General features: G+C 70.1%; 24 protein-coding genes and 1 tRNA gene. 9 read left to right on the plus strand and 16 right to left on the minus strand.

Annotation, left to right across the window (positions count from 1 at the left end; genetic code table 11):
- Positions 1–17 precede the first annotated feature (17 nt).
- Positions 18–2,882, plus strand: coding sequence for a TIM-barrel domain-containing protein (locus ACEJ41_RS03990; RefSeq protein WP_374013501.1), 2,865 nt, complete (start codon positions 18–20; stop codon positions 2,880–2,882).
- Positions 2,883–2,954: 72 nt separating this feature from the next.
- Positions 2,955–5,384: a glycoside hydrolase N-terminal domain-containing protein gene (locus tag ACEJ41_RS03995; protein ID WP_374013502.1), complete on the plus strand. Its 2,430-nt coding sequence runs from the start codon at positions 2,955–2,957 to the stop codon at positions 5,382–5,384.
- A gap of 996 nt (positions 5,385–6,380) precedes the next feature.
- On the opposite strand, the gene ACEJ41_RS04000 is transcribed toward ACEJ41_RS03995, so the two are convergent.
- A tRNA-Glu gene (locus ACEJ41_RS04000) sits at positions 6,381–6,455 on the minus strand.
- Positions 6,456–6,549: 94 nt separating this feature from the next.
- Here ACEJ41_RS04000 and pcnB point away from each other — a divergent pair.
- From pcnB to pgi, 6 genes are all read left to right on the plus strand, one after another.
- Positions 6,550–7,887 carry a polynucleotide adenylyltransferase PcnB gene (gene pcnB / locus ACEJ41_RS04005; RefSeq protein ID WP_374014059.1) on the plus strand — a complete coding sequence of 446 codons (1,338 nt, stop codon included), beginning with the start codon at positions 6,550–6,552 and terminating at the stop codon, positions 7,885–7,887.
- Positions 7,884–8,393 carry a 2-amino-4-hydroxy-6-hydroxymethyldihydropteridine diphosphokinase gene (gene folK, locus ACEJ41_RS04010; RefSeq protein WP_374013503.1) on the plus strand — a complete coding sequence of 170 codons (510 nt, stop codon included), beginning with the start codon at positions 7,884–7,886 and terminating at the stop codon, positions 8,391–8,393. The genes pcnB and folK overlap by 4 nt, the downstream gene beginning before the upstream one ends.
- 73 nt (positions 8,394–8,466) lie before the next feature.
- A complete protein-coding gene (panB, locus tag ACEJ41_RS04015) occupies positions 8,467–9,282 on the plus strand; it encodes a 3-methyl-2-oxobutanoate hydroxymethyltransferase (RefSeq protein ID WP_374013504.1) in 816 nt (271 codons plus the stop codon).
- Positions 9,283–9,289: 7 nt separating this feature from the next.
- Positions 9,290–10,132 carry a pantoate--beta-alanine ligase gene (gene panC, locus ACEJ41_RS04020; RefSeq protein WP_374013505.1) on the plus strand — a complete coding sequence of 281 codons (843 nt, stop codon included), beginning with the start codon at positions 9,290–9,292 and terminating at the stop codon, positions 10,130–10,132.
- 145 nt (positions 10,133–10,277) lie between these two features.
- Positions 10,278–10,658 carry an aspartate 1-decarboxylase gene (gene panD, locus ACEJ41_RS04025; RefSeq protein WP_374013506.1) on the plus strand — a complete coding sequence of 127 codons (381 nt, stop codon included), beginning with the start codon at positions 10,278–10,280 and terminating at the stop codon, positions 10,656–10,658.
- Positions 10,658–12,172 carry a glucose-6-phosphate isomerase gene (gene pgi, locus ACEJ41_RS04030; protein WP_374013507.1) on the plus strand — a complete coding sequence of 505 codons (1,515 nt, stop codon included), beginning with the start codon at positions 10,658–10,660 and terminating at the stop codon, positions 12,170–12,172. The genes panD and pgi overlap by 1 nt, the downstream gene beginning before the upstream one ends.
- A 157-nt stretch (positions 12,173–12,329) precedes the next feature.
- On the opposite strand, the gene ACEJ41_RS04035 is transcribed toward pgi, so the two are convergent.
- The 15 genes from ACEJ41_RS04035 to ACEJ41_RS04105 all read right to left on the minus strand — a co-directional run bounded on the left by ACEJ41_RS04035 (position 12,330) and on the right by ACEJ41_RS04105 (position 25,201).
- Positions 12,330–12,602 carry a hypothetical protein gene (locus tag ACEJ41_RS04035; RefSeq protein ID WP_374013508.1) on the minus strand — a complete coding sequence of 91 codons (273 nt, stop codon included), beginning with the start codon at positions 12,600–12,602 and terminating at the stop codon, positions 12,330–12,332.
- A 394-nt stretch (positions 12,603–12,996) separates the two neighbouring features.
- Positions 12,997–13,887: a DNA ligase gene (locus ACEJ41_RS04040; protein ID WP_374013509.1), complete on the minus strand. Its 891-nt coding sequence runs from the start codon at positions 13,885–13,887 to the stop codon at positions 12,997–12,999.
- 110 nt (positions 13,888–13,997) lie between these two features.
- Positions 13,998–15,359, minus strand: a complete 1,362-nt coding sequence (mgtE, locus tag ACEJ41_RS04045) for a magnesium transporter (RefSeq protein WP_374013510.1) — start codon at positions 15,357–15,359, stop codon at positions 13,998–14,000.
- A gap of 156 nt (positions 15,360–15,515) precedes the next feature.
- A complete protein-coding gene (gene ptsP / locus ACEJ41_RS04050; RefSeq protein ID WP_374013511.1) occupies positions 15,516–17,237 on the minus strand; it encodes a phosphoenolpyruvate--protein phosphotransferase in 1,722 nt (573 codons plus the stop codon).
- Positions 17,238–17,298: 61 nt separating this feature from the next.
- Positions 17,299–17,568: an HPr family phosphocarrier protein gene (locus ACEJ41_RS04055; protein WP_374013512.1), complete on the minus strand. Its 270-nt coding sequence runs from the start codon at positions 17,566–17,568 to the stop codon at positions 17,299–17,301.
- On the minus strand, positions 17,561–17,953 hold the full coding sequence (locus tag ACEJ41_RS04060) for a PTS sugar transporter subunit IIA (protein WP_374013513.1): 393 nt from the start codon (positions 17,951–17,953) through the stop codon (positions 17,561–17,563). Before ACEJ41_RS04060 ends, ACEJ41_RS04055 begins: the two co-directional genes overlap by 8 nt.
- 92 nt (positions 17,954–18,045) lie before the next feature.
- Positions 18,046–18,918, minus strand: a complete 873-nt coding sequence (rapZ, locus tag ACEJ41_RS04065; RefSeq protein WP_374013514.1) for an RNase adapter RapZ — start codon at positions 18,916–18,918, stop codon at positions 18,046–18,048.
- Positions 18,915–19,865: an HPr(Ser) kinase/phosphatase gene (hprK, locus tag ACEJ41_RS04070; RefSeq protein WP_374013515.1), complete on the minus strand. Its 951-nt coding sequence runs from the start codon at positions 19,863–19,865 to the stop codon at positions 18,915–18,917. Before hprK ends, rapZ begins: the two co-directional genes overlap by 4 nt.
- Before the next feature lie 82 nt (positions 19,866–19,947).
- Complete coding sequence (gene hpf, locus ACEJ41_RS04075) at positions 19,948–20,262, minus strand: ribosome hibernation-promoting factor, HPF/YfiA family (protein WP_374014060.1); 315 nt, start codon at positions 20,260–20,262, stop codon at positions 19,948–19,950.
- 61 nt (positions 20,263–20,323) lie between these two features.
- Positions 20,324–21,754: an RNA polymerase factor sigma-54 gene (locus tag ACEJ41_RS04080; RefSeq protein ID WP_374013516.1), complete on the minus strand. Its 1,431-nt coding sequence runs from the start codon at positions 21,752–21,754 to the stop codon at positions 20,324–20,326.
- A gap of 58 nt (positions 21,755–21,812) precedes the next feature.
- Entirely contained in the window at positions 21,813–22,535 is a 723-nt protein-coding gene (gene lptB / locus ACEJ41_RS04085; RefSeq protein ID WP_374013517.1) for an LPS export ABC transporter ATP-binding protein, read from the minus strand.
- Positions 22,535–23,074 (minus strand): lipopolysaccharide transport periplasmic protein LptA, encoded by a 540-nt coding sequence (gene lptA, locus ACEJ41_RS04090; protein WP_374013518.1) that lies wholly within the window; start codon positions 23,072–23,074, stop codon positions 22,535–22,537. Before lptA ends, lptB begins: the two co-directional genes overlap by 1 nt.
- Positions 23,052–23,609 (minus strand): LPS export ABC transporter periplasmic protein LptC, encoded by a 558-nt coding sequence (gene lptC, locus ACEJ41_RS04095; RefSeq protein WP_374013519.1) that lies wholly within the window; start codon positions 23,607–23,609, stop codon positions 23,052–23,054. The genes lptA and lptC overlap by 23 nt, the downstream gene beginning before the upstream one ends.
- The gene (locus tag ACEJ41_RS04100) at positions 23,606–24,172 is read right to left on the minus strand and encodes a KdsC family phosphatase (RefSeq protein ID WP_374013520.1); all 567 of its coding nucleotides are present in this window, start codon (positions 24,170–24,172) and stop codon (positions 23,606–23,608) included. The genes lptC and ACEJ41_RS04100 overlap by 4 nt, the downstream gene beginning before the upstream one ends.
- A gap of 24 nt (positions 24,173–24,196) precedes the next feature.
- Positions 24,197–25,201: a KpsF/GutQ family sugar-phosphate isomerase gene (locus ACEJ41_RS04105; RefSeq protein ID WP_374013521.1), complete on the minus strand. Its 1,005-nt coding sequence runs from the start codon at positions 25,199–25,201 to the stop codon at positions 24,197–24,199.
- Between the two features lie 65 nt (positions 25,202–25,266).
- Here ACEJ41_RS04105 and ACEJ41_RS04110 point away from each other — a divergent pair, with 65 nt between their 5' ends.
- Positions 25,267–25,497 (plus strand): BolA family protein, encoded by a 231-nt coding sequence (locus ACEJ41_RS04110; protein ID WP_374013522.1) that lies wholly within the window; start codon positions 25,267–25,269, stop codon positions 25,495–25,497.
- The last annotated feature ends 37 nt before the right edge of the window (positions 25,498–25,534 follow it).

Consider the following 25,534-nt stretch of genomic DNA (forward strand, 5'->3'; position numbering starts at 1 on the left):
AACGGAGGAAGGTACCGATGAATCGCAAGAACAAGCCCGTCCATGCCCGGGGGTGCCTGCTGGCCGTCGCCGTGGCGAGCATGTTGCCCCTGGCTGCGCTGGCGCAGACCGTGGAACGCCAGGCCGACGGCGTGATCGTGCGCCCGGCCGATGCATCCGCCGCCGACGTGCGCCTGCAGGTGGTGGGCGAGCGCATCGTGCGGGTCAGCGCCGACCCGGATGGCGATTTCAAGCGCAGCCCGAGCCTGATGCGCAGCACCAGCGCCACGCCGGTGCCGGCGTTCAAGATCGAACAGGATGACGACGCAGTACGGCTGCAGGCCGCAGGCATCTCCGCGCAGGTCGCGCTGGCCGATGGCCAGGTCAGCTTCTTCGACGCCGCCGGCAAGCCACTGCTGGCCGAGACCGCCGGCGCACGCACGTTCGAGGCGGTGGAATTCGAGGGCACGCCCTACTACAGCCTGCGCCAGCGCTTCCAGTCGCAGGGCGACGAGGCGTTCTACGGCACCGGCCTGCACCAGCAGGGCTGGATGAACCTCAAGGGCCGCGACGTCGAACTGCTCCAGCACAACATCGACAACGCCATCCCTTACCTGGTGTCGAGCCGCAACTACGGCATCCTGTGGGACAACAACGCCATCACCCGCTACGGCGATCCGCGCGGCCTGCGCCAGATCGGCGAGGCCGTGGCGCTGTACGACAAGGACGGGGTGGAAGGCGCCCTGACCGCGACCTATTCGATCGACGGCGAGGTCAAGCTGGTCCGCCGCGAAGCGAAGATCGACTACCAGTTCATCTCCGGCCTGGAGGACTTTCCGGAGGAAGGCAAGAACATGGCGCCGGGCGGGCGCAGTGACGTGGTCTGGGAAGGCCAGATCGCGGCCCGCAGCGATGGCCGCCACACCTTCTCGCTCTACAACAGCGAGTACGCCAGGCTGTACGTCGACGGCAAGCTGGTGATCGACCGCTGGCGCCAGAACTGGAACCCGTGGCACCACGAGTTCGCGCTGGACCTCAAGGCCGGGCACAAGCACGACCTGCGTATCGAGTGGGACCGTATCGAGCCGGCCTACCTGGCCCTGCAGGGGCGCGACCCGTTGCCGGCGGCCGAAGCCGCGGACCTTTCGATCTGGTCCGAGGCCGGGCAGATGATCGACTACTACGTGGTGGCCGGCCGCAACGGCGACGAGGTGATCGCCGGCTATCGCGCGCTCACCGGCAAGGCGGTGCTGCTGCCCAAGTGGTCCTACGGCTTCTGGCAGAGCCGCGAGCGCTACAAGACCCAGGACGAACTCACCGGCGCGCTGGACGAGTACCGCCGCCGCGGCCTGCCGATCGACGCGATCGTGCTGGACTGGTCGTACTGGCCCGAGAACGCCTGGGGCTCGCATGATTTCGACCCGGCCAACTTCCCCGACCCCGATGGCATGGTCAAGCACGTGCACGACCAGCACGCCCAGATCATGATTTCGGTGTGGCCGAAGTTCTATCCGACCACCGCCAACTACAAGGAACTGGACGCGGCCGGGCACATGTACCACCGCAACGTCGAGGTCGGCGAGCTGGACTGGATCGGCAAGGGCTACCTGAACTCCTTCTACGACCCGTACTCGAAGGAAGCCCAGGACATCTTCTGGCGGCAGATGCACGAGAAGCTCAACGTCAAGGGCTTCGACGCCTGGTGGCTGGACGCTTCCGAGCCGGACCTGCACAGCAACATCGACATCGGCGAGCGCAAGGCACGCACCACGCCCACCGCGCTGGGCTCGTCGGTGGAGTACTTCAACTCCTACCCGCTGCCGCATTCGGAAGGCGTGTACCGCGGGTCGCGCGAAGTGGAGCCGGACAAGCGCGTGTTCATCCTCTCGCGCGCCTACTTCGCCGGCCAGCAGCGCGCCGGCGCGGCGTTCTGGAGCGGTGACATCGTGCCGCGCTGGGACGACATGCGCGAGCAGATCTCCGGCCTGGTCAACGCCTCGATGGCCGGCGCGCCGAACGTGAGCTTCGACATCGGCGGGTTCTCGCCCGAGCGCCGCTACGAGCAGAAGGACCCGGCGCACCTGCCCGAGTGGCGCGAGCTGAGCCTGCGCTGGTTCCAGTACGGTGCGTTCGTGCCGGTGTTCCGCCTGCACGGCCAGTTCCCGTACCGCGAGATCTGGGAGATCGCGCCGGAAGGCACCCCGCATTACGCCAGCTTCGTCCATTACCTGAAGCTGCGTTACACCCTGCTGCCGTACATCTACACCCTGGCCGGCGACACCTGGCACGACGACGGCACCATCCTGCGCACCCTGGCGATGGACTTCCCGCACGATCCGAAGGTGCGCGACATCGCCGACCAGTACCTGTTCGGCCCGGCTTTCCTGGTTGCCCCGGTGACGCAGTTCAAGGCCACCAGCCGCCCGGTGTACCTGCCGGCCGGCAGCAGCTGGATCGACTTCCACACCGGCCAGCGCCATGCCGGCGGGCAGACCCTGCAGGCGGCCGCGCCGCTGGAGCGCAGCCCGCTGTTCGTGCGTGCCGGTTCGATCGTGCCGCGCACCGTGGTCCAGCAGTACGTGGACGAAAAGCCGGCCGCGCCGCTCACCATCGAGATCTACACCGGGGCCGACGGCAGCTTCTCGCTGTACGAGGACGATGGCCGCAACTACGGCTACGAGCGCGGCGAGTCCAGCCGCATTCCGCTGGCCTGGGACGAAGCCGGTGGCGAGCTGCGCATCGGTGCGCGCCAGGGCAGCTATCCGGGCATGCAGGCCCGGCGCGAGATCCGCGTGCGCTGGGTCGATGGCCCGCGCGACGACGCCGGTGCGCTGGAGCCGGCGGCCGATGCCACCGTCGAGTACACCGGCAAGGCGCTCACCGTACGGCGTCCGCGCGGCTGATCCGCGGCTGCGACGGGCACCGGCCAGGCGCCGGCGCCCGTCGCGGCATCCATTGCAAGGAAACACATCGAAATGAGCCTGACCCGACGCGAACTGCTCAAGGGGACCGCCGCGGCGCTGGCCGTGGCCGGCAGCGGCGCCACCAGGGCAGCCACTCCATCGCCGACGGGCAAGGCGGGTGCCGCTGTCGGCAGCGCATCGATCTCCGCTTCGACCGTTGCCGCAGGGCAGGGCGACACGACCGCGCTGAAGCTGTGGTACCCGCGCCCGGCCACCCAGTGGGTGGAAGCGCTGCCGCTGGGCAACGGCCGCCTCGGTGCCATGGTCTGGGGTGGCGGCCGCTCCGAGCGGCTGCAGCTCAACGAGGACACCCTCTACGCCGGCCAGCCCTACGACCCGACCCCGGACACCGCGCTGGCCGCGCTGCCGCAGGTGCGCGAGTTGCTGTTCGCCGGCCGCCATGCCGAGGCCGAGGCCCTGGCCAATGCGCAGATGATGGCCACTCCGGTCAAGCAGATGCCTTACCAGCCGCTGGGCGACCTGCTGCTGGATTTCCTGGAGATCTCCGATCTCAACGGCTACCGCCGCGAGCTGGACCTGGACCGCGCGCTGGCCACCAGCACCTTCGAGGCCGGCTGGAAGCTGCAGCACACGCGCCAGGCGTTCGTCTCGGCCGCCGATCCGTGCCTGGCCGTGCGCCTGGCCACCAGCCAGCCGGGCCGGGTGCGGGTGCGCATCGGCCTGGGCAGCGACCATGCGCGCAGCGAAGTCGCCTTCGACGGCGAACATGGCCTGCTGCTGCGCGGCCGCAATGGCGAGGCCTTCGGCATTCCGGGCGGGCTGCGCTTTGCCGCGCGCCTGCGGGTGCTGGCCAGCGGCGGAACCCTGCGCCGGCGCGGTGACCGCATCGAGGTGGACGCCGCCGATGAAGTGCTGTTGCTGCTGACCGCGGCCACCAGCTTCCGCCACTACGACGACATCGGCGGCGACCCGGAAGCGATCACCCGCGCGCAACTGGATGCGGTCGCGCACAAGTCCTGGGACGACCTGCTGGCCGCGCACGTGGCCGAGCACCAGCGCCTGTTCCATCGCGTGTCCATCGACCTGGGCGCCAGCCCGGCTGATATCGCCGCCCTGCCCACCGACACGCGCGTGGCCCGCTTCGCCGAAGGCGGCGATCCGCAACTGGCCGCGCTCTACCACCAGTTCGGCCGCTACCTGCTGATCTGCAGTTCACGCCCGGGCACCCAGCCGGCCAACCTGCAGGGAATCTGGAACGACCTGCTCGCGCCGCCGTGGGAGAGCAAGTACACGATCAACATCAACACTCAGATGAACTACTGGCCGGCCGAGGCCAATGCGCTGCCCGAATGTGTGGAGCCGCTGGAGCGGATGGTGGCCGAGCTGGCCGTTGCCGGCGCCGACACCGCCCGGCGCATGTACGGCGCACCCGGCTGGGTGGTCCACCACAACACCGACCTGTGGCGACGGACCGCGCCGATCGACGGCGCCCAGTGGGGCCTGTGGCCGCTGGGCGGTGCGTGGCTGCTGCAGCACCTGTGGGACCGCTGGGACTATGGGCGTGACCCCGCCTACCTGGGCAAGGTCTGGCCGCTGTTCAAGGGCGCGGCCGAGTTCTTCGCTGCCACCCTGGTGGAGGACCCGACCACCGGCGCCATGGTCACCGCGCCGTCGATCTCGCCGGAAAACCAGCATCCCCATGGCGCCGCGCTATGCGCAGGACCATCAATGGACGCGCAGATCCTGCGCGACCTGTTTGGCCAATGCATCGAGATTGCCGGCCTGCTCGGCGTGGACGCAGCGCTGGCGCAGAGACTGGCCGCGCTGCGTGAGCGGTTGCCGCCGCACCGCATCGGCAAGGCCGGGCAGTTGCAGGAATGGCAGCACGACTGGGACATGGAGGCGCCGGAGATGGACCATCGCCATGTCTCGCACCTGTACGCGCTGCACCCGTCCAGCCAGATCAACGTGCGTGACACGCCGGAGCTGGCTGCTGCGGCGAAACGCTCGCTGGAGATCCGCGGCGACGACGCGACCGGCTGGGGCATCGGCTGGCGCCTGAACCTGTGGGCGCGGCTGGGCGATGCCGAGCATGCCTACCAGGTGCTGGCCATGTTGCTCAGTCCGTCGCGCACCTATCCCAACCTGTTCGACGCGCATCCGCCGTTCCAGATCGATGGCAACTTCGGTGGCACCGCCGGCATCACCGAGATGCTGTTGCAGAGCTGGGGCGGCAGCGTGTTCCTGTTGCCGGCGTTGCCGCGTGCCTGGCCACAGGGCCAAGTGACCGGGCTGCAGGCCCGCGGTGCTGCGCAGGTCGATCTGGAGTGGAGTGGCGGCCAACTGGTGCGCGCGCGGTTGCACAGCCGCCGTGGTGGCAGCTATCGGCTCGACTACCGCGGCCAGGTGCTGGAACTGGCGCTGGAGCCGGGTGCCTCGGCGGACGTGGGCCTGCGGGCGGGGCAGTTGCGCCGCGTGTGAGCGGCAGCCGGTGCAACCGGGATATCGGCGGCGGGGCGGTGGGGTGTTATCGCCTCCGGAGGGAGCCGTGGACGTGCGGGTGTGGCGTGGCCGCTCGGGCGCACATCCGTGTGCGCACTCGCTACCGCGGCCATCCATGGCCGCTGCCCCGACACACCTGCACGTCCACGTCCTCGGCGCGCCGATGTCTCCTCCCTTGTAGGAGCCGGTCTTGCCGGCGACCCGTCACAGGCCGCGTCATTCCACGCCGCACAGCATCGCGTCACGTGACGCACGTACGCGAGTCACGCACCCCGCGGTCGCCGGCAAGACCGGCTCCTACACGAGCGAGTGCAGCGCACACGTCGGTGATGGGATGCGCGGTGCGCGACGCAGTTGCCTTCGCACACGAAGCCGCAGCATCGATACACCGATGGCCGTCGTCCGGCCGGGGGGATGGGGCAAGTGGCACAGGGATGTGCCACGGCCCCGAGTGCGCACATGGATGTGCGCCCGAGGGGTGCACCATCCCCCGGTCGGGCGACGGCCCCCTCCGAAGTCACGGATCTGCGGCCCCTCCGAAGTCACGGATCTGCGGCCCCCTCCGAAGCCACGGATCTGCGGCCCCTCCGAAGTCACGGATCTGTGGCCCCCTCCGAAGTCACGGATCTGCGGTCCCCTCCGAAGCCACAGATCTGCGGTCCCCTCCGAAGCCACAGATCTGCGGCCCCCTCCGAAGCCACGGTTCCTCTGCCTTCGATCTGGAGTCGCTTTGGAGTGACGCCCGCCCGCTTTGCATTGGCCGCCAGCCAAGCTTGGGACGATTTGGTGCGTGGGGTGCTGACGGGAAGTAAAGGAGGAGGTCCTGGCCCGCAGGGCCGGGGCCGGGGGACATGAGCGGCAGCACCCCACGCACCAAAGCGCCGCAGCACTGCTTCCGGTCCTCCCAGCTCTTGGGAGAAGGCCCACAAAAAACCCCGCCAAGGCGGGGTTCCTGTTCCATCGCCGCACCTGAAGTGGCGCTCCCTAGGGGACTCGAACCCCTGTTTTAGCCTTGAGAGGGCCACGTCCTAACCACTAGACGAAGGGAGCGTTGCGGGTGTCGCCGGCGAAGGCGCGCTAGTATATTCACGCGCCAGCCGGTCGGCAATCGCCGCGGCCCGTCCCCGTTCACGGAAGTACGCCCATCGACCCGCAAGCCCTCCCGAGCCCTGTCCTGCGCACCATCCCGCGCGACCAGCACACGATTTCCCGCCGGGACATCAGCCCCAACGCCCTGCGCGTGCTCTATCGCCTGCGCGAAGCCGGCTTCGGCGCCTACCTGGTGGGCGGCGCGGTGCGCGACCTGCTGCTGGGCCGGCACCCCAAGGATTTCGACGTGGCCACCGACGCCACGCCCGAGCAGGTGCGGCAACTGTTCCGCAACTGCCGCCTGATCGGTCGCCGCTTCCGCCTGGCCCACGTGGTCTACGGGCGCGAGATCATCGAGGTGGCCACCTTCCGCGCCAACAGCGACGACGGCAGCGGCGACCGCGAGATGGAGGATGGCCGCCTCGTCCGCGACAACGTCTACGGCAGCATCGAGGACGACGCGGTCCGCCGCGATTTCACCTGCAATGCCCTGTATTACGCGATCGAGGATTTCTCGGTGCGCGATTACGTGGGAGGCTTCGACGACGTGCAGGCGCGGACCATGCGCCTGATCGGCGACCCGGAAACCCGTTACCGTGAAGACCCGGTGCGCATGCTGCGCGCGGTGCGGTTGGCGGCCAAGCTGGACCTGTCGATCGAGCCGGCCACCGCCGCGCCGATCCCGGTGCTGGCGCCGCTGCTGGGAGATGCCGCACCGGCACGGCTGTTCGAGGAAATGCTCAAGCTGTTCCTGAGCGGACATGCGGTGGCCAGCTTCGAGGGGCTGGAACGCTACGGCCTGGTGGCCAGCCTGCTGCCCGACACCGCGGCGGCGCTGCGCTCCAACCGCAGCGGTGCGCTGCGGCGGATGCTGCTGCAGGGCCTTGCCAATACCGACGCGCGGGTGGCGGCCGATGAGCCGGTATCGCCGGCGTTCCTGTTTGCCATGCTGCTGTGGCCGGCGTACTGCCGTGCGTTGGCCGGGCTGCTGGCCCAGGGCATGCCGGGCGAAGAGGCGCAGCGCCGTGCCGCCGACCGGGTGACCCTGCGCCAGGTGCAGACCATCGCCCTGCCCAAGCGCTTCTCGCTGCCGATGCAGGAGATCTGGCTGCTGCAGGAGCGCTTTTCATCGCGCCAGCGGCGACGGGTGTTCCGGCTGCTGGCGAACCCGCGCTTCCGCGCTGCCTACGATTTCCTGGTGTTGCGCCTGGCCGCCTCCGACAGCCATGCCGGCGATGTCGAGTTCTGGCAGCAGGCCCAGGCCAGCTCCGGCGACGAACTTTCCGATAGCCTGGAAGCGGCAGCCGCAGCCCGCGAGGGTGACGGCGAGGCCGACGAGGCGCCACGCCGGCGCCGCCGCCGCCGCCGTTCGGCCGGTGCGGTGTCCGGGTGACGGCCCCGGTCCGCGCCTGCATCGGCCTGGGCGCCAACCTGGGGCACCCGCAGGCGGCCCTGCGCGGCGCGGTGGAGGCCCTGGCCGCGCTGCCGGCCAGCACGCTGCTGGCGGTATCCCGGTTCTACCGTACCGTGGCATGGGGACAGGTCGACCAGCCGGACTTCATCAATGCCGCGGTGCTGCTCGAGACCCGGCTGGAGCCCCAGGCACTGCTCGCGCACCTGCTGGACATCGAGCGGGCCGCGGGGCGCGACCGCAGCCACGACACGGCCTCCCAGCGCTGGGGGCCGCGGGTGCTGGACCTGGACCTGCTGCTGTACGGCAACCAGGTGATCGCCGAGCCGGGGCTGCGGGTGCCGCATCCCTACCTGCACCAGCGCGCATTCGCTCTGCAGCCGCTGGCGGAAATCGCCCTGGATGCCCCGTTCCCGGGCCACGGCAGCGTCGCCGCGGCCCTGCGCGGGGTTGACGTGTCGGGCGTCCAGGCGCTTGACCACGCCTGAGCGGCGGCCAGGCCGCGACGGGGCGCAGCGCCCTTTTGCGCGATAATGCCCGGCCCACTCCGCGGATACCGAGATGAGCGTACATGCCGAGCAGAAGCCATGGACCGTTCCGGCCCTGGCCGACGCCAAGCGGGCCGGCCGCCGGATGGCGATGCTGACCGCCTACGACGCCGGTTTCGCCCGGGTCATGGACCGCAACGGGGTCGACCTGGTGCTGGTGGGGGACTCGCTGGGGATGGTGGTGCAGGGCCACGACTCGACCCTGCCGGTCACGGTGGCCGACATCGCCTACCACACCGCGGCGGTGGCCCGGGTGCTGACCCGTGCGCTGCTGCTGGCCGACCTTCCATTCCAGGCCGACGCCACCCCCGAGCGTGCGCTGGACGCCTCGACCGTGCTGCTGCAGGCCGGCGCGCAGATGGTCAAGCTGGAAGGTGCCGGGCCCAAGCTCGAGGTGATCCGGTTCCTGACCGAACGCGAGATCCCGGTGTGCTCGCACCTGGGCCTGACCCCGCAGTCGGTGCTGCGCCTGGGCGGATACAAGGTGCAGGGCCGCGAGCAACAGGCCGCCGAGCGGCTGCTGGCCGATGCCCGGGCGGTGGCCGAGGCCGGTGCGGCGCTGCTGGTGCTCGAATGCGTGCCCACGCCGTTGGCCCGCCGGATCACCGAGGCGGTGGACATCCCCACCATCGGCATCGGCGCCGGTCCCCATTGCGACGGCCAGGTGCTGGTGCTGCACGATTTCCTCGGGCTGGACAGCGGCCACCGCCGGCCGCGTTTCGTCAAGGATTTCCTGGCCGGGGGTGGTTCGGTGGACGGCGCGGTGCGCGCCTACGCGCAGGCCGTGCGCGACGGCAGCTTCCCCGGCGCCGAACATGCCTACGCCTGAGCCTTTGATGATCGAGACCATCACCGCCCTGGAGGCCCTGCGCGAACGCTTGCGCAGCTGGCGGCGCGCGGGCCTGACCGTCGGCTTCGTTCCGACCATGGGCAACCTGCACGCCGGCCACTACTCGCTGGTCGCGCTGGCCCGTCGGCACGCCGACCGGGTCGTATCCAGCGTGTTCGTCAACCCGACCCAGTTCGGGCCCAGCGAGGATTTCACCCGCTACCCGCGCACGCCCGACACCGACACGTCGGGGCTGGAAGCCGCAGGCTGCGACGTGCTGTGGTTGCCGACGGTCGAGTCGATGTATCCGTTCGGGGTGGAACTGGCCGCCAACGTGCACGTGCCCGGTGTGAGCGCGGTGCTGGAAGGCGAGTGCCGCCCGGGCCATTTCGACGGCGTGTGCACCGTGGTCACCCGCCTGTTCAACCAGGTGCAGCCGGACGTGGCCGCGTTCGGCAAGAAGGACTACCAGCAACTGACCGTGATCCAGCAGATGGTGGCCGACCTGCATTTCCCGATCCGGATCCTGGCCGGCGAGATCGTGCGCGAGGACGACGGCCTGGCGATGAGCTCGCGCAACCAGTACCTGGGTTCCGACGTGCGCCCGCGTGCCGGTACCATCTACCAGGTGCTGCAGCAGATGCGCCGCGCCCACCTGGACGGCATGCCGCGCCTGGCACTGGAGGCGCAGGCCGCCGCGCGCCTGGGCGAGAGCGGGTTCGTGGTCGACTACGCCGCGCTGCGGCGCCCGGACCTGGGCATTGCCGGGGACGGCGAGCCCGGCTCGCGGGTTGCGCTGGTTGCCGCGCGCCTGGGCGCCACGCGCCTGATCGACAACCTGGAGTTCTGACCCCGGCGGCGCGATGGCGCCGGCGGCGGGCACCCACCCGGGTGCAGCCATGCCGCGGAGTGGCGCACACGGCCGTGCGCACCGCGATTTCCGGCGCAACGCCGCGTGCGTTGCTACCATTCATGTTGCAAGAGTTGATATCACGATGCACCTGACCCTGTTGAAAGCAAAAATCCACCGCGCCACCGTCACCCACTCGGAGCTGAACTACGAAGGCTCGGTGGCGATCGACGGGCTGCTGCTCGACGCCACCGGCATCCGCGAGTTCGAGCAGGTGCACATCTGGGACGTCAACAACGGCAGCCGCATTTCCACCTATGCGATCCGTGCCGAGGCCGGCAGCGGGATCATCTCGCTCAATGGCGGCGCCGCGCGCCACGTGCAGGTGGGCGACCTGGTGATCATCGCCGCATTCGCCTCGGTGGACGCGGCCGAAGCCGACGGGTTCCAGCCCAACCTGGTCTACGTGGACGCCGCCAACCGCATCACCCACACCAATCATTCCATCCCCACGCAGGCCGCCTGATGACCGCATCCGCTCCTGGTTTCGAACGTCTCCAGTCCCATGCCACGCGCCTGTCCGGCACCGGCATTGCGCAGCTGCTGAACGCCGAGCCGGACCGGATCCAGCGCCATGCGCTGCAGGCCGGGCCGCTGTACGCCACCTTCGCGCGCCAGCGTTACGACGCGCAGGCCTGGGATGCGCTGCTCGCGCTCGGCCGCGGGCGCGACCTGGCTGGCGCGTTCCGGCGTCTGTTCGACGGTGAAAAAATCAATGTCACCGAAGGCCGTGCGGTGCTGCACACCGCGCTGCGCGGCGACCTGTCGCCGGCGCCGGTGGCGCGCGAGGCGTACCGCACCGCCGCCGAGGTGCGCGTGCGCATGCGCGGCCTGATCGACGCGCTGGAAGCGTCCGACGTCACCGACATCGTCAGTGTCGGCATCGGCGGCTCGGACCTGGGCCCGCGGCTGGTGGCCGATGCCCTGCGTGGGCCGCTGCCGGGGCGTTTCCGCGTGCACTTCATCTCCAACGTGGATGGCGCCGCCGCGCAGCGCGTGCTGGCCCCGCTGGATCCGGCGCGTACCGCGGCGATCTTCATCTCCAAGACCTTCGGCACCCAGGAAACCCTGCTCAACGGCGCGATCGTGCGTGACTGGTTGGGCGGCAGCGATCGCCTGTACGCGGTCAGCGCCAACCCGGAACGCGCCGCGGCCGCTTTCGATATCGCCGCCGAGCGCGTGCTGCCGATGTGGGACTGGGTGGGTGGCCGCTACTCGCTGTGGTCGGCGGTCGGCTTTCCGATCGCCCTGGCGATCGGCTTCGAGCGCTTCGAGCAACTGCTGGAAGGTGCCTCGCAGTTCGACCAGCACGCATTGGACGCGCCGCTGGAATCCAACCTGGCGGTGCGCCACGGCCTGACCGCGGTGTGGAACCGCAATGCGCTGGGCCTGGCCTCGCACGCGGTGATGACCTACGACCAGCGCCTGGCGCTGCTGCCCGCCTACCTGCAGCAACTGGTGATGGAATCGCTGGGCAAGCGGGTAACCCTGGATGGCAGCCCGGTGGCCGCCGACACCGTGCCGGTGTGGTGGGGCGGGGCGGGCACCGACGTGCAGCACAGCTTCTTCCAGGCGCTGCACCAGGGCACGGGCATCGTGCCGGCCGACTTCATCGGCACCGTGCACAACGACGACCCCTACGCCGAAAACCACGACGCGCTGCTGTCCAACCTGCTGGCGCAGACCGAAGCCCTGGCCAATGGCCAGCCCAGCGACGATCCGCACCGCGCCTATCCGGGCGGGCGTCCCAGCACCACCATCCTGCTGGATGCGTTGACCCCGCAGTCGCTGGGCGCGCTGCTGGCCATGTACGAGCACAGTGTCTACGTGCAGTCGGTGGTGTGGGGCATCAACGCCTTCGACCAGTTCGGCGTGGAGTTGGGCAAGCAGGTGGCCAATACCCTGCTGCCGGCGCTGCGCGGGCAGGGCCAGGCCGACGACCCGGTCACTGCCGCCCTGATCGCGCGCCTGCGCGGCTGATCCGTCCGCACGGGCGCTGCCGCGCTGCATCGCGGCCGCCCTCGGCTGCCCGGCCGTAGCCGCCGGCGCCAGGTACACGCGCGGCCACGTGGATGCCCGGGGATGGTGGGAGCGTGGTGCCGGTCATCCGCGTTGCGGTCGCCGGCAAGGCCGGCTCCTACAGGGGCTTGTGCTGCCGGTACGCATCGACCAGGGCCAGTTGCTCCAGCGCCTCGGGGTGCCCGGCCGCAGCGGCCGCGCGGACCTGTGCCAGGTCTGGGTGGCGCACCACCAGCATGATGTCCTCGCAGCGCGGGCACAGGTATTCGCTGAGGTCTTCGTGCGGTTCCAGCGTCATCTGCGTGCTGTCGCCGTTCCACTCGCAGGCCTCGCATGTCAGCGGCCGGCTGCGCCAGCCGGGCCGGAAATAGTCCTCGATCAGTTCGGGCATGGGAAATCCGGTTCAGGGCAGGCAGGCGGCGAGCGGTGGACATGGAAGCCGAAGCCGACCATGCCGCTTCGCGCCGGGTCATGCAATACGTCATCGCCTGCGGTCGCGCGCATTTGAATGGCTCTGAATCGCTCCAGTCTGGCTGGCGGCAGGGTCCCTCTAGCAGGCGCTGGCAAGACCGGCTTCTACATGCGGCGGCCGATGATCGCTAAACGGTGTGGTGCGATGCCTGCTGACGGGAGGTCAAGGAGGAGGCTGCGGCCGGGGGACATGAGCGGCAGCAGGCATCGTGCCGCACCGCCGCGACAAACACTCCCGCCACCGCTGGGGCGATGAGCCTATCGGTGTGCGCGCCAGCTTCCGAGGTGTGTGACTCGGGTCAGGGTGAGGCGCGTCAGCGCGCAGAGTCGAGTGGCACGAAGTTGGGTGGCCCGGGGTCGGGTGGCGGCGGTTCATCGCGCAGCCGCATGAAGCGGGCGAAGCGCGGCAGGCCCGTGGACGTGAGGCCGTTGTAGCGGTACGTCACCCAGCTTCCGGGTGGCGGCGGCGAGACACGCTGGGCGTCGCTGAATCCGCTGCCGATGCGGAAGCTGCGCCCCTCCGGGGTGCGCACCAGCACCGCACCGAGCATGCCGTGGTACTTGCCCTTGCCGGGCAGGTGCGCGACCACCTGTGCTTCCGCATCCTGGTAAGGCTTGTACTTGAGCAGGGCATCGCTGCGCCCGGGGCGGTAGCGGGCGTCGCGGCGGTGGAGCATCAGGCCCTCGCCGCCGGCTGCCACCACCCGCGCCAGTTCGGCGTCCAGTGCGTCGGCAGTGTGGAGGCGCTGCTGCGCGATCATCGCCAGCGATGGATTTGCCGTGGCATCCACCAGCACGCGCATGCGCGCGACCCGCTCGCTGAAAGTGCCGGGGTGGGCGGGCAGGTCGAACACCATGAAGCGGATGCCGCGCCAGTCCTGCGGGCTGGCCTGGACCCGGCGGACCGTGGCGCTGACCTCGTCGAACCGGCCGCGGCCAAGCCACAGCTCGCCTTCCATCGGCTCGGCCGGCCAGCCCCGCGTGAATGCCGGTGGCGGGGTGATCGGCGCGCCGCCGCGGGTCCACAGTGCGCGCCCATCCCAGCGGCCGCGCACGCCGTCCAGCTTTTCGCTGACCAGGAACGCCGCTACCGGCACGCCTTGGCGGTAAGGGGTTGCCAGCATGGGATCGGGCAACGGCGTCGCCAGGGCCGCCCACGCCGGCAGGCACAGCAGGAGCAGCAGGAACAAGAGCGGCACGCGCATGGCAGCGATCAGGGTGGGCCCGGCCGCAGGATGGTCTCCTGCGGCCGGGGCCCGCCATCGGCACACATCGCCACGGCGCGTAGGGAAATTCCTGCCGGGGGCGGGGCCACTCAGCGTAGCAGTACCAAGGTGGCCAGCCCGAGAAAACTGAAGAAGCCCATCGAATCGGTGATCGCGGTCAGGAAGATGCCGCTGGCGAGCGCCGGATCGAAACCCAGGCGCCTGAGCGTGATCGGAATCAGCACCCCGGCCGAGGCGGCGAGCACCAAGTTGCAGGTCAGCGCGGCGAAAATCACCACCGACAGGCCGATGTTGTGGAACCAGGCCAGTACGATCAGCCCCAGCACCGCGCCCATCAAAAGGCCATTGAGCAGCGCGACGCGCAGTTCCTTCCACAGCAGCACCATGACGTTGGACGAGCTCACCTGGCCCAGCGCCAGCCCTCGCACCATCAGGGCCAGCACCTGGGTGCCGGCGTTGCCGCCCAGGCCGGCGACCATCGGCATGAGCACAGCCAGCGCCACCAGCTTGTCGATTGTGCCTTCGAACTGGCCGACCACATTGGCCGCGATGAACGCGGTGCACAGATTGACGAACAGCCATACCAGGCGCCGGCGCATCGCCCTCCAGACCGGGCTGAACAGATCCTCGTCCTCGTCCAGACCGGCCGCGCCCAGCGCCTGGTGCTCGGCCTGCTCGCGGATGATGTCGACCACGTCGTCGATGGTGATGCGGCCCAGCAGGATGTTGTTGTCGTCCACCACCGGCGCGCTTACCCAGTCGTGGTCGGAGAAACGCCGCGCCACCTCCTGGTCGGACGCGTCCACGTCGATGGCCGGCTGCTCGTCGTCGATCAACCGGTTGATCGGGGTGGAACCGTCGTGGGTCACCAGCGCGGCCAGCGGCACCCGGCCCAGGTACTGGTGCCGGCGGCTGACCACGTACAGGTGGTCGGTGTGGTCGGGCAGTTCGCCGCGCAGGCGCAGGTAGCGCAGGATGACGTCGACGTTGACGTCGGCGCGCACGGTGACCACGTCCGGGTTCATCAGGCGCCCGGCGGTGTCCTCCGGGTACGACAGCACCTGTTCCAGGCGCTCGCGGTTTTCCCGGTCCATCGACTTGAGGACCTCGTCGATGACCGTGTCCGGCAGGTCCTCGACCAGGTCGGCCAGGTCGTCGATGTCCAGGTCTTCGACCGCAGCGACGATCTCGTCCGGGTCCATCGCCGCCAGCAGGCTTTCGCGCACCTCGTCGCCGACGTGGACCAGCACCTCGCCGTCATCGTCCGGGTCGACCAGGCCCCAGACCACCTCGCGCTTGCCCGGCGGCAGGGATTCGAGCAGGTTGCCGATCTCGGCCGGGGCAAGGGTGTTGACCAACCGCCGCACCGGACCGAGCCGGCCACTGTCCAGCGCATCGGACAGCATGCGCAACTGGCGCGCTGTCTTTTCGTGGCGGACGGCTTCGGCCATGCGCGTCTCCGGTGGGCGGGCAGGATTGCCGCGACGGGACGCGCGGCGGGTCAGGCGTTCATGGCCGCCATTATCCCTGTCGTCGATGCCATTGGATAGGGCGGGTGGCGAGCGTCACCGCGCGCGGCGCGGGCCAGCCGCAGCCCAGGGCGTGGATCAGGCCGACGCGGTGGCATCCAGCCAGCGTTCGATGCCGCGCCGGTCACGCGCACGCAGCAGCGCCGGGCGGCGAGCCAGCAGGCGCGACAGGTCGCACTCGCGGATGGCGCGGCGCAGCTCCAGTAGGTGCGACGGATGCAGGCTGAACTCGCGCAATCCCAGCGCCAGCAGCAGTGGTGCCAGCAACGGGTCGCCGGCCATCTCGCCACACACCGCCACCGGCACCTGCCGCTGCGCGCCGGCATCGAGTACATGCGCAAGCAGGCGCAGCACGCCCGGGTGCAACGGCGAATACAGGTCACCCAGCGCGTCGTTGTTGCGGTCCACCGCCAGCAGGTACTGGACCAGGTCGTTGGTGCCCACCGACAGGAAGTCCACCGCATCGAGCAGGCCGTGCACGCCGATGGCCGCGGCGGGGACCTCGATCATCGCACCCAGTGGCGGCGGCTCCACCGCCACGCCGCGGCGACGCACCGCGGCCACGGCGCGGCGCAGGCGCTTGCGCACGATCAGCAACTCCTCGCGGCAACTGACCATCGGCACCAGCACCCGCAACGGCCCGTAGGCGGCCGCCCGCGCAATCGCGCGCAGCTGGGTGTCGAACACGTGGTCGTAGAGCAGCGACAGGCGCACGCCGCGCACGCCCAGCGCCGGGTTGTCCTCGTTGGCCAGGGCCAGGCCGGCGCGGTCGGCCTTGTCGGCGCCCAGGTCCAGGGTGCGGAAGGTGACCGGGCGCCCGTCCATGGCCAAGACCGCATCGCGATAGGCCAGGAACTGCTCGTCCTCGCCCGGCGTCTGCTCGCTCTGCAGGAACAGGAACTCGGTGCGGTACAGGCCCACGCCGGCAGCGCCGACCGCATGCGCGCGGGCCACGTCCTCGCGCGATTCGGCATTGGCGTACAACGCGATGTCGGTGCCGTCCAGGGTGCGGGTGGGCTTGCTGCGCAGCCGCTCCAGGCCGCGCAGCTCGCGCGCCTCCTGCTGCTGGAGGCTGCGGTAGTCGCGCAGGTCGGCCGGATCCGGATCGACCACGATCCGCCCGTTCTCGCCGTCCACCATGAGCACGTCGCCGTCGCCGATGCCGGCCAGCGCCTCGGGGATGCCGACCACCAGCGGCAGGTACAGGCTGCGCGCCATGATGGCGCTGTGCGACAGCGGGCTGCCGCCGGCCGAGACCACCGCCACCACGCCCTGCGCCTGCAGTTGCGCAAGTTCGGAAGGGGCCAGGTTGTCGCACACCAGGATCTCGCCGGCGGTGCCGCGCGCGGTCGCCGGTTCGCGCCGGTGCAGGTGTGCATGGACCCGGCCGATGATGTGGTCCAGGTCGTCCAGGCGGGCCTTCAGGTACGGGTCGTCCATGCGCTCGAACACCGCGGCCAGGCGGTCGCGCTGCACGCGCAGGGCGTGGCTGGCCGAGTAGCGCTCCTGGCGGATCAGGGTGTCCAGGGCCTGGACCAGTTCCGGGTCGTCCAGCAGCAGTGCATGCAGGTCGACGAACTCCAGCGCATCGTCCGACAGCGCGCCCTGCAGCTTCTCGCGCAGCGCGCGCATCTCGTCGCGCGTGGCGGCCAGTGCGTGCTGCAGGCGTTGCAGCTCGCCCCGCACCCGGGCTGCAGGGACGTGGCGTTCGCCTACTCCCAGGGTGCGCGGCATGCGCACCCGGGCACTGCCAAGGGCCAGCCCGCGGGACGCGCCATGGCCGGTGAGTACCCGCCTCATTGCATGCCTTCCGGACGCGGGCGCCGGCCGCTTGCAGCGACGCGCGCCGGCGTCCGCCGGCTCATGCGCCCTCGTCGAAGCGGCACTCGAACAGGGCGACCACCGCCTCCATCGCGCTGCCCTCGTCCTCGCCATCGGTGCGCACGATCACCGGCGTGCCCTGGCCGGCGGCCAGCAGCATCACGCCCATGATGCTCTTGGCGTTGACCTCGCGTCCCTTCGCCTGCAGGGTGACCGAGCAGCGGAACGGCGCCAGTGCCTGCACCAGCTTGGCGGTGGCCCGGGCATGCAGGCCCAGGCGGTTGCTGACGGTGAGTTCTCGTTCAAGCATCGTCGATGATCGCTCCGTTGCGCGTGCCCGCCGCGGCTGTGGCGGGCAGTTCGTCCAGTCCCTGTTCCGGGTAGTTCATCACCCGCAGCAGCATCGGCAGGCTCAGCGCCGAAACCCGCCGCACGGGTGTTCCAAGCCGGGCCACGCGCTGGGCCAGGTTGCTGGGGCTGGCGCCATACAGGTCGGTGAGGACCAGCACGCCGTCGCCGCCATCGACCCGGCGCAAGGCTGCCGAGGCGAGGGGGAGCAACCGGTCCAGGTCGGCGTCGAGCGGCACGTCGAAGGCTTCCGCGCGCAGCGGCAGGTTGCGCAGCAGGGCGGTCGCCACCGCCAGCAGCGCGCTGCCGACGCCAGGATGGGTAATCAGGAGAATGCCACAGGCCATGCCCGGAAGTTAACAGAGCGCGATGACCGCCGTCAGCGGGACATGCGGCCGGGTTGCCGACGGGCGTCGATCGCTCCCCGGATGTCCCCGGGTCAGTCCTGCTCGCGGTGGTAGGTGGCCACTTCCTCCCAGCCCTGGGCGCGGGCATGGGTGGCCAGGCGTTCGGCCAGGTAGACCGAGCGGTGCTTGCCGCCGGTGCAGCCGAAGGCCACGGTGACGTAGGCGCGGGTATCGGTGCGCAACTTCGGCAGCCAGGTGTCCAGGAAGGCGGCGACCTGGGTGGCATAGGCCTCCACCTCGGGCTGCGCATCCAGGTACTCGCGCACCCGCGCGTCGCGGCCGGTCAACGGGCGCAGGTCCGGGTCCCAGTGCGGGTTGGGCAGCACCCGCGCGTCGAACACGAAGTCCGCCTCCTCCGGCACCCCGCGCCGGTAGGCGAAGGACTCGAACAGCAGCGACAGCCCCGGGCTGTGTTCCAGGGCGAAGCCGGTGATGACCTGGCGGCGCAACTGATGGACGTTGAGCCCGCTGGTGTCGATGACCGCGTCGGCTTCCTCGCGCAACGGCCGGATGATCTCGCGCTCGCGGGCGATGGCCTGCGGCAGCGACAGGCCAAGGCGGCTGAGCGGATGGCGCCGGCGGGTATCGGCGTAGCGGCGCAGCAGGATCTCGTCGTCGGCCTCGAAGAACAGCAGGCGCGCGTCGGCGCCGAGCGAGGCCGCCACCGCGCGCCACTCGGCCAGCCGGCTGAGGTCGCTGTCGCGGCTGCGCACGTCGATGCCCACGGCCATGCGTTCGGGCAGGCCATCGTCGCGCACCAGGGTGCGCACGAACGCCGGCAGCAGTTCGACCGGCAGGTTGTCCACGCAGTAGTAGTCCAGGTCCTCGAAGGTCTTCAACGCCACCGACTTGCCCGAACCGGACAGGCCGCTGACGATCACCAGGGTGGAGCCGTGCGCGTTCATCCGCGCCGCTCCAGCATGTTGCTGTGCCGGGCGATGAAGATTGCCGCCGGGTCGATGCCCTTGGTGCGCAGGATATGCAGGCGGGTGGCGGCCTCGGTGAGCACCGCCAGGTTGCGGCCGGGCATCACCGGCAGGGTGATCAGGGGCACGTCCAGGTCAAGCACGTGGCGGGTGCCCGAATCGCCGGTCAGGCGCTCGTAGCCGTGCGGGTTGGGCTCGGTCATCGGCCGGGTGAGGTGCACGATCAGGCGCAGGTACTTGTTCCGCTTCACCGCGGTGTCGCCGAACATTTCGCGCACGTTGAGCACGCCCAGGCCCCGCACTTCGAGCAGGTCCTGCAGCAGTTCCGGGCAGGTGCCGTCGAGCACGTCCGGCGCGATCTGGGTGAACTCGGGCGCATCGTCGGCCACCAGGCGGTGGCCACGGCTGAGCAGTTCCAGCGCCAGTTCGCTCTTGCCCGAGCCGGCCTCGCCGGTGATCAGCACGCCGATGGAGTAGATCTCCATGAACACCCCGTGCAGGGTCACCCGCGGGGCCAGGGTCAGGGCCAGGTGGTAGGAAAGATGATTGAGCAGTTCGTGGCCGCGCTTGGGTGAAACCCACAGCGGGGTATCCGATTCCTCCGCGGCGGCGCGCAGGTCCTCGGGGCAGGACTGGCTCTTGCTGATGACCAGCGCCAGCGGGCGGAACTGCACGATCTTCTCGATCGTCTCCCAGCGCTGGCGCGAGTCCAGCGAATCCAGCCAGGTCAGCTCCTCGCTGCCCAGGATCTGCACCTTGTTGGGGTACACCGCGTTGAGATAGCCGGCCAGCGAGGGCCGGCGGGCGTTGGTCTGGCCGGATTCGATCTCGCGCTGCTCGCCCTTGTGCCCGGCCAGCCAGCGCAGCGAGAGCTTATCCTGCTGCTGGTCGAACAGCTCGCGCGCGGTGATGCTGGCGTTTCTCATGCGGCCCGGCCTTGGACGGAATGGGTCGGCCGATTGTCGCGCAAACCGGCGGCGCATGTGCGCCGCCGGCCGCGCCACGGACTCACAGGGCGTCCGGCACCGTCCGCGGGGTGTACTGCTGCTGCTTTTCCTTGTGCTTGACCACCTGGCGGTCGAGCTTGTCGGCCAGCACGTCGATGGCCGCGTACATGTTCTCGCCCTCGGCCTCTGCATGCAGGGTCTTGCCGGGAACGATCAGGTCGGCCGCGGCGTGGTGGGAGGGCTTGCGCACGCCCAGTTGCACGCGCACCTCGATGGGCTGGTCGAAATGGCGGTCCAGGCGTTGCAGCTTGCTCTGCACGTATTCGTCCAGGGCCTGGGTGATCTCCAGCTGCTGGCCGTAGATTTCGATGCGCATCATGAACCTCCTTCGGAGTTTGCCGCGTGGACGGCTCCGGCGATCCAGGTGCCGCATCGATTCAGCCGATGCGGACCCGCTCGTGCGAAGCCGGAATGTTCATGGCTTCACGATACTTCGCCACCGTGCGCCGCGCTACCGGTATTCCACCCTGCTTGAGCAGGTCAGCCAGCTTGGCGTCAGAAAGCGGCTTGCGGGGGTTTTCTTCATCGATGAAACCGCGGATCATCGACTGGATGGCGGTGCTGGATGCTTCGCCACCGCCGCCGGTGTCGATGCCCGAGGCGAAGAACGCCTTCAGCGGCAAGGTGCCACGCGGGGTGCGCACGAACTTGCGCGCGATGGCGCGCGAGATGGTGGATTCGTGCAGGCCCACCTGCCCGGCGATCTCGCGCAGGGTCAACGGGCGCAGGGCCTGCTCGCCGAACTCCAGGAACGCAGCCTGCTGGTGCACCAGGCTGCGCATCACCTTGAGCAGGGTGTCGCCGCGCGCTTCCAGGCTCTTGAGCAGCCAGCGCGCCTCTTGCAACTGGGTGCGCAGGTAGCCGGCATCGCCCTCGCCGCAGCGGCGGATCAGTTGTTCATAGCCGCGGTGGATCGATACCCGCGGCAGCGCCTGGCGTGACAGGGCCACCTTCCACACGCCACGCTGGCGCCAGATCACGCAGTCGGGCACCACGTAGTTGTCGTGGTCCAGGTCGGCCAGGGCCTTGCCGGGGCGCGGGTCGAGCGAGCGCACCAGTTGCACTGCTTGTTCCACCTCGGCCGGCGCGCAGCGCAGCTCGTGGGCAATGCCTTCGATGCCGCTGCGCGGCAGCCGCTCCAGCGGGCCGTCGACGATGCGCAGGGCCAGCTCGCGGCCGGGGGTGTCGGCCGGGAGTACGTCCAGCTGCAGGCGCAGGCATTCGCCAAGCCCGCGCGCGGCCACGCCAACCGGATCGAAGCGCTGCAACTGGTGCAGCACGGTCAGGATCTCGTCCTCGCTGGCGCAGATGTCCGGCAGCAGCGCCTGGGCGATGGCGGCCAGCGGCTCGCGCAGGTAGCCGTCCTCGTCCAGTGCATCGATCAGGGTCGCGCCGATCAGCCGGTCGCGCGCCGACAGGGGCGAGAGGTGGAGCTGCCAGAGCAGGTGACTGGACAGGGTTTCCGGCTCGCGCATGCGCTCGGCGGCATCGTCGCCCTGGTCATCGTCGAAGCCGCCGCCACCTTCCCAGGTGGGGCCATCGTTGGACCAGTCGCCCTCGTCGGCCGCTTCGGCCGGGGCGCGTGCGTCGTCGTCGCCGCCGTCACTGGCCGTGGTTTCGGAGCGTTCCCCGGTCGCAGGCTCCGGCTCGGCATCGTCGGTCCATTCCAGCAGCGGATTGGTCTCGATCGCTTCGGCGACCTCGGCCTGCAGTTCCAGCGAGGACATCTGCAACAGGCGGATGGCCTGACGCAACTGCGGCGTCATGACCAGGTGCTGTCCGAGCGATGTCTGCAGCCGTGCCTTCATGTCCCTGCCAGGTGTGGAGCGGCGGGGCTGCCGATCAGGGGCATCCTGGACCAGGTGTCTACAGGCGGAAGGTGTCCCCGAGATAGACCCGGCGCACGTCCGGGTCGGCCAGCAGTGCGTCCGGTGCCCCCTGCGCCAGTACGCTCCCCTCTGCGAGGATATACGCACGGTCGCAGATTCCCAAGGTCTCGCGGACATTGTGGTCGGTGATGAGCACGCCGATGCCGCGGTTCTTGAGGTGGGTGATGATGCGCTGGATCTCGCCGACCGAGATCGGGTCCACGCCGGCGAACGGCTCGTCCAGCAGCATCAGCCGCGGCCGCGCGGCCAGCGCCCGGGCGATCTCGCAGCGCCGGCGTTCACCGCCGGACAGGCTGGCGCCGAGCTGGTCGGCGACGTGGCCGATCTGCAGTTCGTCCAGCAGCGCGGACAGCTCACGTTCGCGTGCATCCTCGTCCTGCAGGTCGTCGCGCAGTTCCAGCACCAGGCGCAGGTTGTCGGCCACGCTGAGCTTGCGGAATACCGATGGCTCCTGCGGCAGGTAGCCCACGCCCAGGCGCGCACGCGCATGCATCGGCTCGCTGGTGATGTCGCGGCCGTCCAGCACGATGCGTCCGGCGTCGGCGGCCACCAGGCCCACGATCATGTAGAAGCAGGTGGTCTTGCCGGCGCCGTTGGGGCCGAGCAGGCCGACCACCTCGCCGGCGTCCAGGCTCAGGCCGAAGTCACGCACCACCTCGCGCTGCCGGTAGCGCTTGCGCAGGCCCTCTGCAACCAGCATCAGTTGCTCCCGTCCGTGGCCGGGGCAGGGTTGCGCGGCTGGATCACGGTGCGCACGCGGCTGCCGTCACCGCCGCTGCGCACCTGGCCGCTGGCCATGTTGTAGACCATGCGCTGGCCGCTGTTGCTGCCGCGCGCGGAGTCGACCTGGTAGTTGCCGGTCAGGGTCAGCAGTTCCTTGGCGGGCTCGTACACGATGCGGTCGGCACGCGCGTTCATGGTGCTGCCGTCGTCCATGTCCTGTTTCATGCTGGCCTGCTTGCCGGTCAGCACGACCTGCTCGATCTCGCCGTTGCGCTGCACGATTTCGGCGCGCTCGGCGCGGATGTCCAGGGTGCCCTGGGTGATGACCACGCTGCCGGTGAATATGCAGCGCGAGTTGGCTTGGCCCTGGTTGCAGTCGGAGCTGTCCGAATCCAGCGTCATTGGCTGGTTGCGGTCGCTGGACTTGGCCTGGGCCGGGGCTGCGGCCAGCAGCGCCAGCGCGGCCAGCGCCAGGGCGGCGCCGGTGCGCAGGCTAACGGGATGCGGAAGGTTCATAGCGGGTCCTGACCTGCGAGAGGAGGCGGTACTGGCGCGTCTTGAGGTTGGCTTCCAGCCCGGTGCCGGTCTGGATGATGCCGGGCTGGGTCAGGGTGACCTGGCCGCGGGTACGCGCCAGGTCCTGGTGGGGCAGCAGTTCCAGGCTGGCGGTGTCGAAGGTCGTGGGCGGGCCTGCATCCGGGTCGCTGCGGCCGGAGACGCCGCCTTCGAGCCGGGCCAGTTCGGCGTCGGGGCTGACCCAGCCATGCTCGGCGCGCACCTGCCAGGTGCCGCCACTGCCCGGGATCATGAACAGCGGGGTGGTGATATCCATGCTCTGGTCCTCGCCGCGCTGCAGGCGCGGCGCCAGCAGGCGCATGGACTCGGTACCGTCGCTGCCCAGCACCACCAGTTCGAAATCGCGCAGCACGTAATCGGAGCGCTGCGCCAGGCCCGCCGTGGGTGCATCGCTGCCGCGCATGCGCCAGGCCGACCAGCCGCTGACGATCGCCGCCGCCAGCAGCGTCAGGCCCAGGGCCGCGCGCCAGTTCATGCACGCCGTCCGTCACGCGAACCGTGGCCGGCGAGGATCGCCGGCAGGTGTCCCTGCGCGGCCAGCAGCACGTCGCAGACCTCGCGCACCGCGCCTTCCCCGGCGCGTGCGCGGGTGCGCCAGTGCACGACTTCGGAGATCCACGGGTGCGCGGTGGCCGGTGCGACCGACAACCCGGCCACGCGCAGGCAGTCCAGGTCGGGCAGGTCGTCGCCGACGAAGCAGGTGCGCTCGCGCGACAACCCGTGCCGGGTGATCAGTGCATCCATGCAGGCCAGCTTGTCGCGCACGCCGATATGGGTGTCCACCCCCAGGTCGGCGCCGCGCACCTGCGCCACCAGGCTGGAGCGCGCGGTGATCATCGCCACCTTGATGCCGAACCGCAGCAGCTGGGCCAGGCCCTGGCCATCGAGCACACTGAACGACTTGAGCTCCTTGCCGGCGGCGTCGAAGTACAGGCGGCCGTCGGTGAGGGTCCCGTCCACGTCCAGGCAGACCAGGCCGATGCGGCTTGCGCGCTCCTGGACGCCGGGGGGAGCGGTGGCGAGGGGGTCGTAGGGCATGAAGGTCTCGGGATCTGACGGGGTTTAAACCACGCGCGCGCGCAACAGGTCGTGAATGTTGAGCGCACCCACCGGACGCCCGGTGGCATCGACCACCACCAGGCCGTTGATCTGGTGGCGTTCCATCAGGTGCGCCGCCTCGGCCGCCATCTGCCCCGCATCGATGGTGCGCGGGTTGCGGGTCATGACGTCGGCGATGGCCGCCTGGCGCACGTCGATGCCGCGGTCCAGGGCACGGCGCAGGTCGCCGTCGGTAAAGATGCCGGCCAGGCGCCCGTCGCTGCCGGCCACCGCGGTCATGCCCAGGCGCTTGCGGCTCATCTCCATCAGCGCCTCGGCCACGCTGGCGTCCAGCCCGACCAGCGGCAGGGCATCGCCGTGGTGCATCACGTCGGTGATCCGCAGCAGCAGGCGCCGGCCCAGGCTGCCGGCCGGGTGCGAGCGGGCGAAGTCATCGGCGGTGAAGCCGCGCGCTTCCAGCAGTGCCACCGCCAGTGCATCGCCCATCGCCAGTGATGCGGTGGTGGAGGAGGTGGGCGCCAGGTGCAGCGGGCAGGCCTCGGCCGGCACGCTCACGTCCAGGTGCAGGTCGGCCTCGCGGCCGAGGGCGGACTGCGGATATCCGGTCATCGCGATCACCGTGTTGCCCTGCCGGCGCAGTGCCGGCAGCAGCATCAGCACCTCCTCCGACGTGCCCGAATAGGACAGCGCCAGGACCACATCGGCATCGGTGATCATGCCCAGGTCGCCGTGGCCTGCCTCGCCGGGATGGACGAAGAAGGCGGGGGTGCCGGTGGAGGCCAGGGTCGCGGCGATCTTGTGCGCGATGTGGCCGGACTTGCCCATGCCGGTGCACACCACCCGCCCCGTGCACGCCAGCAGGCGCTGGCACGCCTCGACGAAGGCGTCGCCGAGGCGCGCGCCGACGGCCTCCAGTGCCTGGGCCTCGACCGCGAACACCCGGCGCCCGCTGGCGACCAGCTGGCCGGCATCGGTGGCGGTGGAGCTGGGTGCGACGGGAGCGACCATGTGCAGGGGGCCCGGCTGCCCGGGATTCGCTAGACTATGGCGCCTCATTCTAGGCCAAGCGCTCAATGGACGCCGATACCATCGCCCGCATGATCGAAGCCGGCCTGCCCGGGGCGCAGGCCCGGGTGCAGGGCGACGACGGCGTGCACTTCGAGGCCACCGTGGTGTGCGCGGCGTTTGCCGGCAAGTTGCCGCTGGCGCGCCACCGCATGGTCTACGCCACCCTGGGTGAGCTGATGGGCGGTGCCATCCATGCCCTGGCGCTCAAGACCGTCACGCCCGACGAAGCGTCCTGATCACCGGGACGCATCCGCGCTGTCCTCGAACACCAAT

The sequence above is a fragment of the Pseudoxanthomonas koreensis genome (assembly GCF_041890415.1).
In the GTDB taxonomy this organism is placed as follows: domain Bacteria; phylum Pseudomonadota; class Gammaproteobacteria; order Xanthomonadales; family Xanthomonadaceae; genus Pseudoxanthomonas; species Pseudoxanthomonas koreensis_A.

What these genes read in the sequence shown, in the direction of transcription:
- rapZ (WP_374013514.1), bottom strand. Translation starts at nt 18,918, where the DNA reads ATGAACGCGCACGGCTCCACCCTGGTGATCGTCAGCGGCCTGTCCGGT.
- panB (WP_374013504.1), top strand. Translation starts at nt 8,467, where the DNA reads ATGAGCGTACATGCCGAGCAGAAGCCATGGACCGTTCCGGCCCTGGCC.
- ACEJ41_RS04035 (WP_374013508.1), bottom strand. Translation starts at nt 12,602, where the DNA reads ATGCCCGAACTGATCGAGGACTATTTCCGGCCCGGCTGGCGCAGCCGG.
- ACEJ41_RS04055 (WP_374013512.1), bottom strand. Translation starts at nt 17,568, where the DNA reads ATGCTTGAACGAGAACTCACCGTCAGCAACCGCCTGGGCCTGCATGCC.
- hprK (WP_374013515.1), bottom strand. Translation starts at nt 19,865, where the DNA reads ATGAGAAACGCCAGCATCACCGCGCGCGAGCTGTTCGACCAGCAGCAG.
- pgi (WP_374013507.1), top strand. Translation starts at nt 10,658, where the DNA reads ATGACCGCATCCGCTCCTGGTTTCGAACGTCTCCAGTCCCATGCCACG.
- ACEJ41_RS04060 (WP_374013513.1), bottom strand. Translation starts at nt 17,953, where the DNA reads ATGGCCTGTGGCATTCTCCTGATTACCCATCCTGGCGTCGGCAGCGCG.
- ACEJ41_RS04080 (WP_374013516.1), bottom strand. Translation starts at nt 21,754, where the DNA reads ATGAAGGCACGGCTGCAGACATCGCTCGGACAGCACCTGGTCATGACG.
- ACEJ41_RS04110 (WP_374013522.1), top strand. Translation starts at nt 25,267, where the DNA reads ATGGACGCCGATACCATCGCCCGCATGATCGAAGCCGGCCTGCCCGGG.
- ptsP (WP_374013511.1), bottom strand. Translation starts at nt 17,237, where the DNA reads ATGAGGCGGGTACTCACCGGCCATGGCGCGTCCCGCGGGCTGGCCCTT.
- ACEJ41_RS03995 (WP_374013502.1), top strand. Translation starts at nt 2,955, where the DNA reads ATGAGCCTGACCCGACGCGAACTGCTCAAGGGGACCGCCGCGGCGCTG.
- ACEJ41_RS04100 (WP_374013520.1), bottom strand. Translation starts at nt 24,172, where the DNA reads ATGCCCTACGACCCCCTCGCCACCGCTCCCCCCGGCGTCCAGGAGCGC.
- mgtE (WP_374013510.1), bottom strand. Translation starts at nt 15,359, where the DNA reads ATGGCCGAAGCCGTCCGCCACGAAAAGACAGCGCGCCAGTTGCGCATG.
- hpf (WP_374014060.1), bottom strand. Translation starts at nt 20,262, where the DNA reads ATGCGCATCGAAATCTACGGCCAGCAGCTGGAGATCACCCAGGCCCTG.
- lptB (WP_374013517.1), bottom strand. Translation starts at nt 22,535, where the DNA reads ATGCTGGTTGCAGAGGGCCTGCGCAAGCGCTACCGGCAGCGCGAGGTG.
- panC (WP_374013505.1), top strand. Translation starts at nt 9,290, where the DNA reads ATGATCGAGACCATCACCGCCCTGGAGGCCCTGCGCGAACGCTTGCGC.
- panD (WP_374013506.1), top strand. Translation starts at nt 10,278, where the DNA reads ATGCACCTGACCCTGTTGAAAGCAAAAATCCACCGCGCCACCGTCACC.
- ACEJ41_RS04040 (WP_374013509.1), bottom strand. Translation starts at nt 13,887, where the DNA reads ATGCGCGTGCCGCTCTTGTTCCTGCTGCTCCTGCTGTGCCTGCCGGCG.
- lptC (WP_374013519.1), bottom strand. Translation starts at nt 23,609, where the DNA reads ATGAACTGGCGCGCGGCCCTGGGCCTGACGCTGCTGGCGGCGGCGATC.
- lptA (WP_374013518.1), bottom strand. Translation starts at nt 23,074, where the DNA reads ATGAACCTTCCGCATCCCGTTAGCCTGCGCACCGGCGCCGCCCTGGCG.
- ACEJ41_RS04105 (WP_374013521.1), bottom strand. Translation starts at nt 25,201, where the DNA reads ATGGTCGCTCCCGTCGCACCCAGCTCCACCGCCACCGATGCCGGCCAG.
- ACEJ41_RS03990 (WP_374013501.1), top strand. Translation starts at nt 18, where the DNA reads ATGAATCGCAAGAACAAGCCCGTCCATGCCCGGGGGTGCCTGCTGGCC.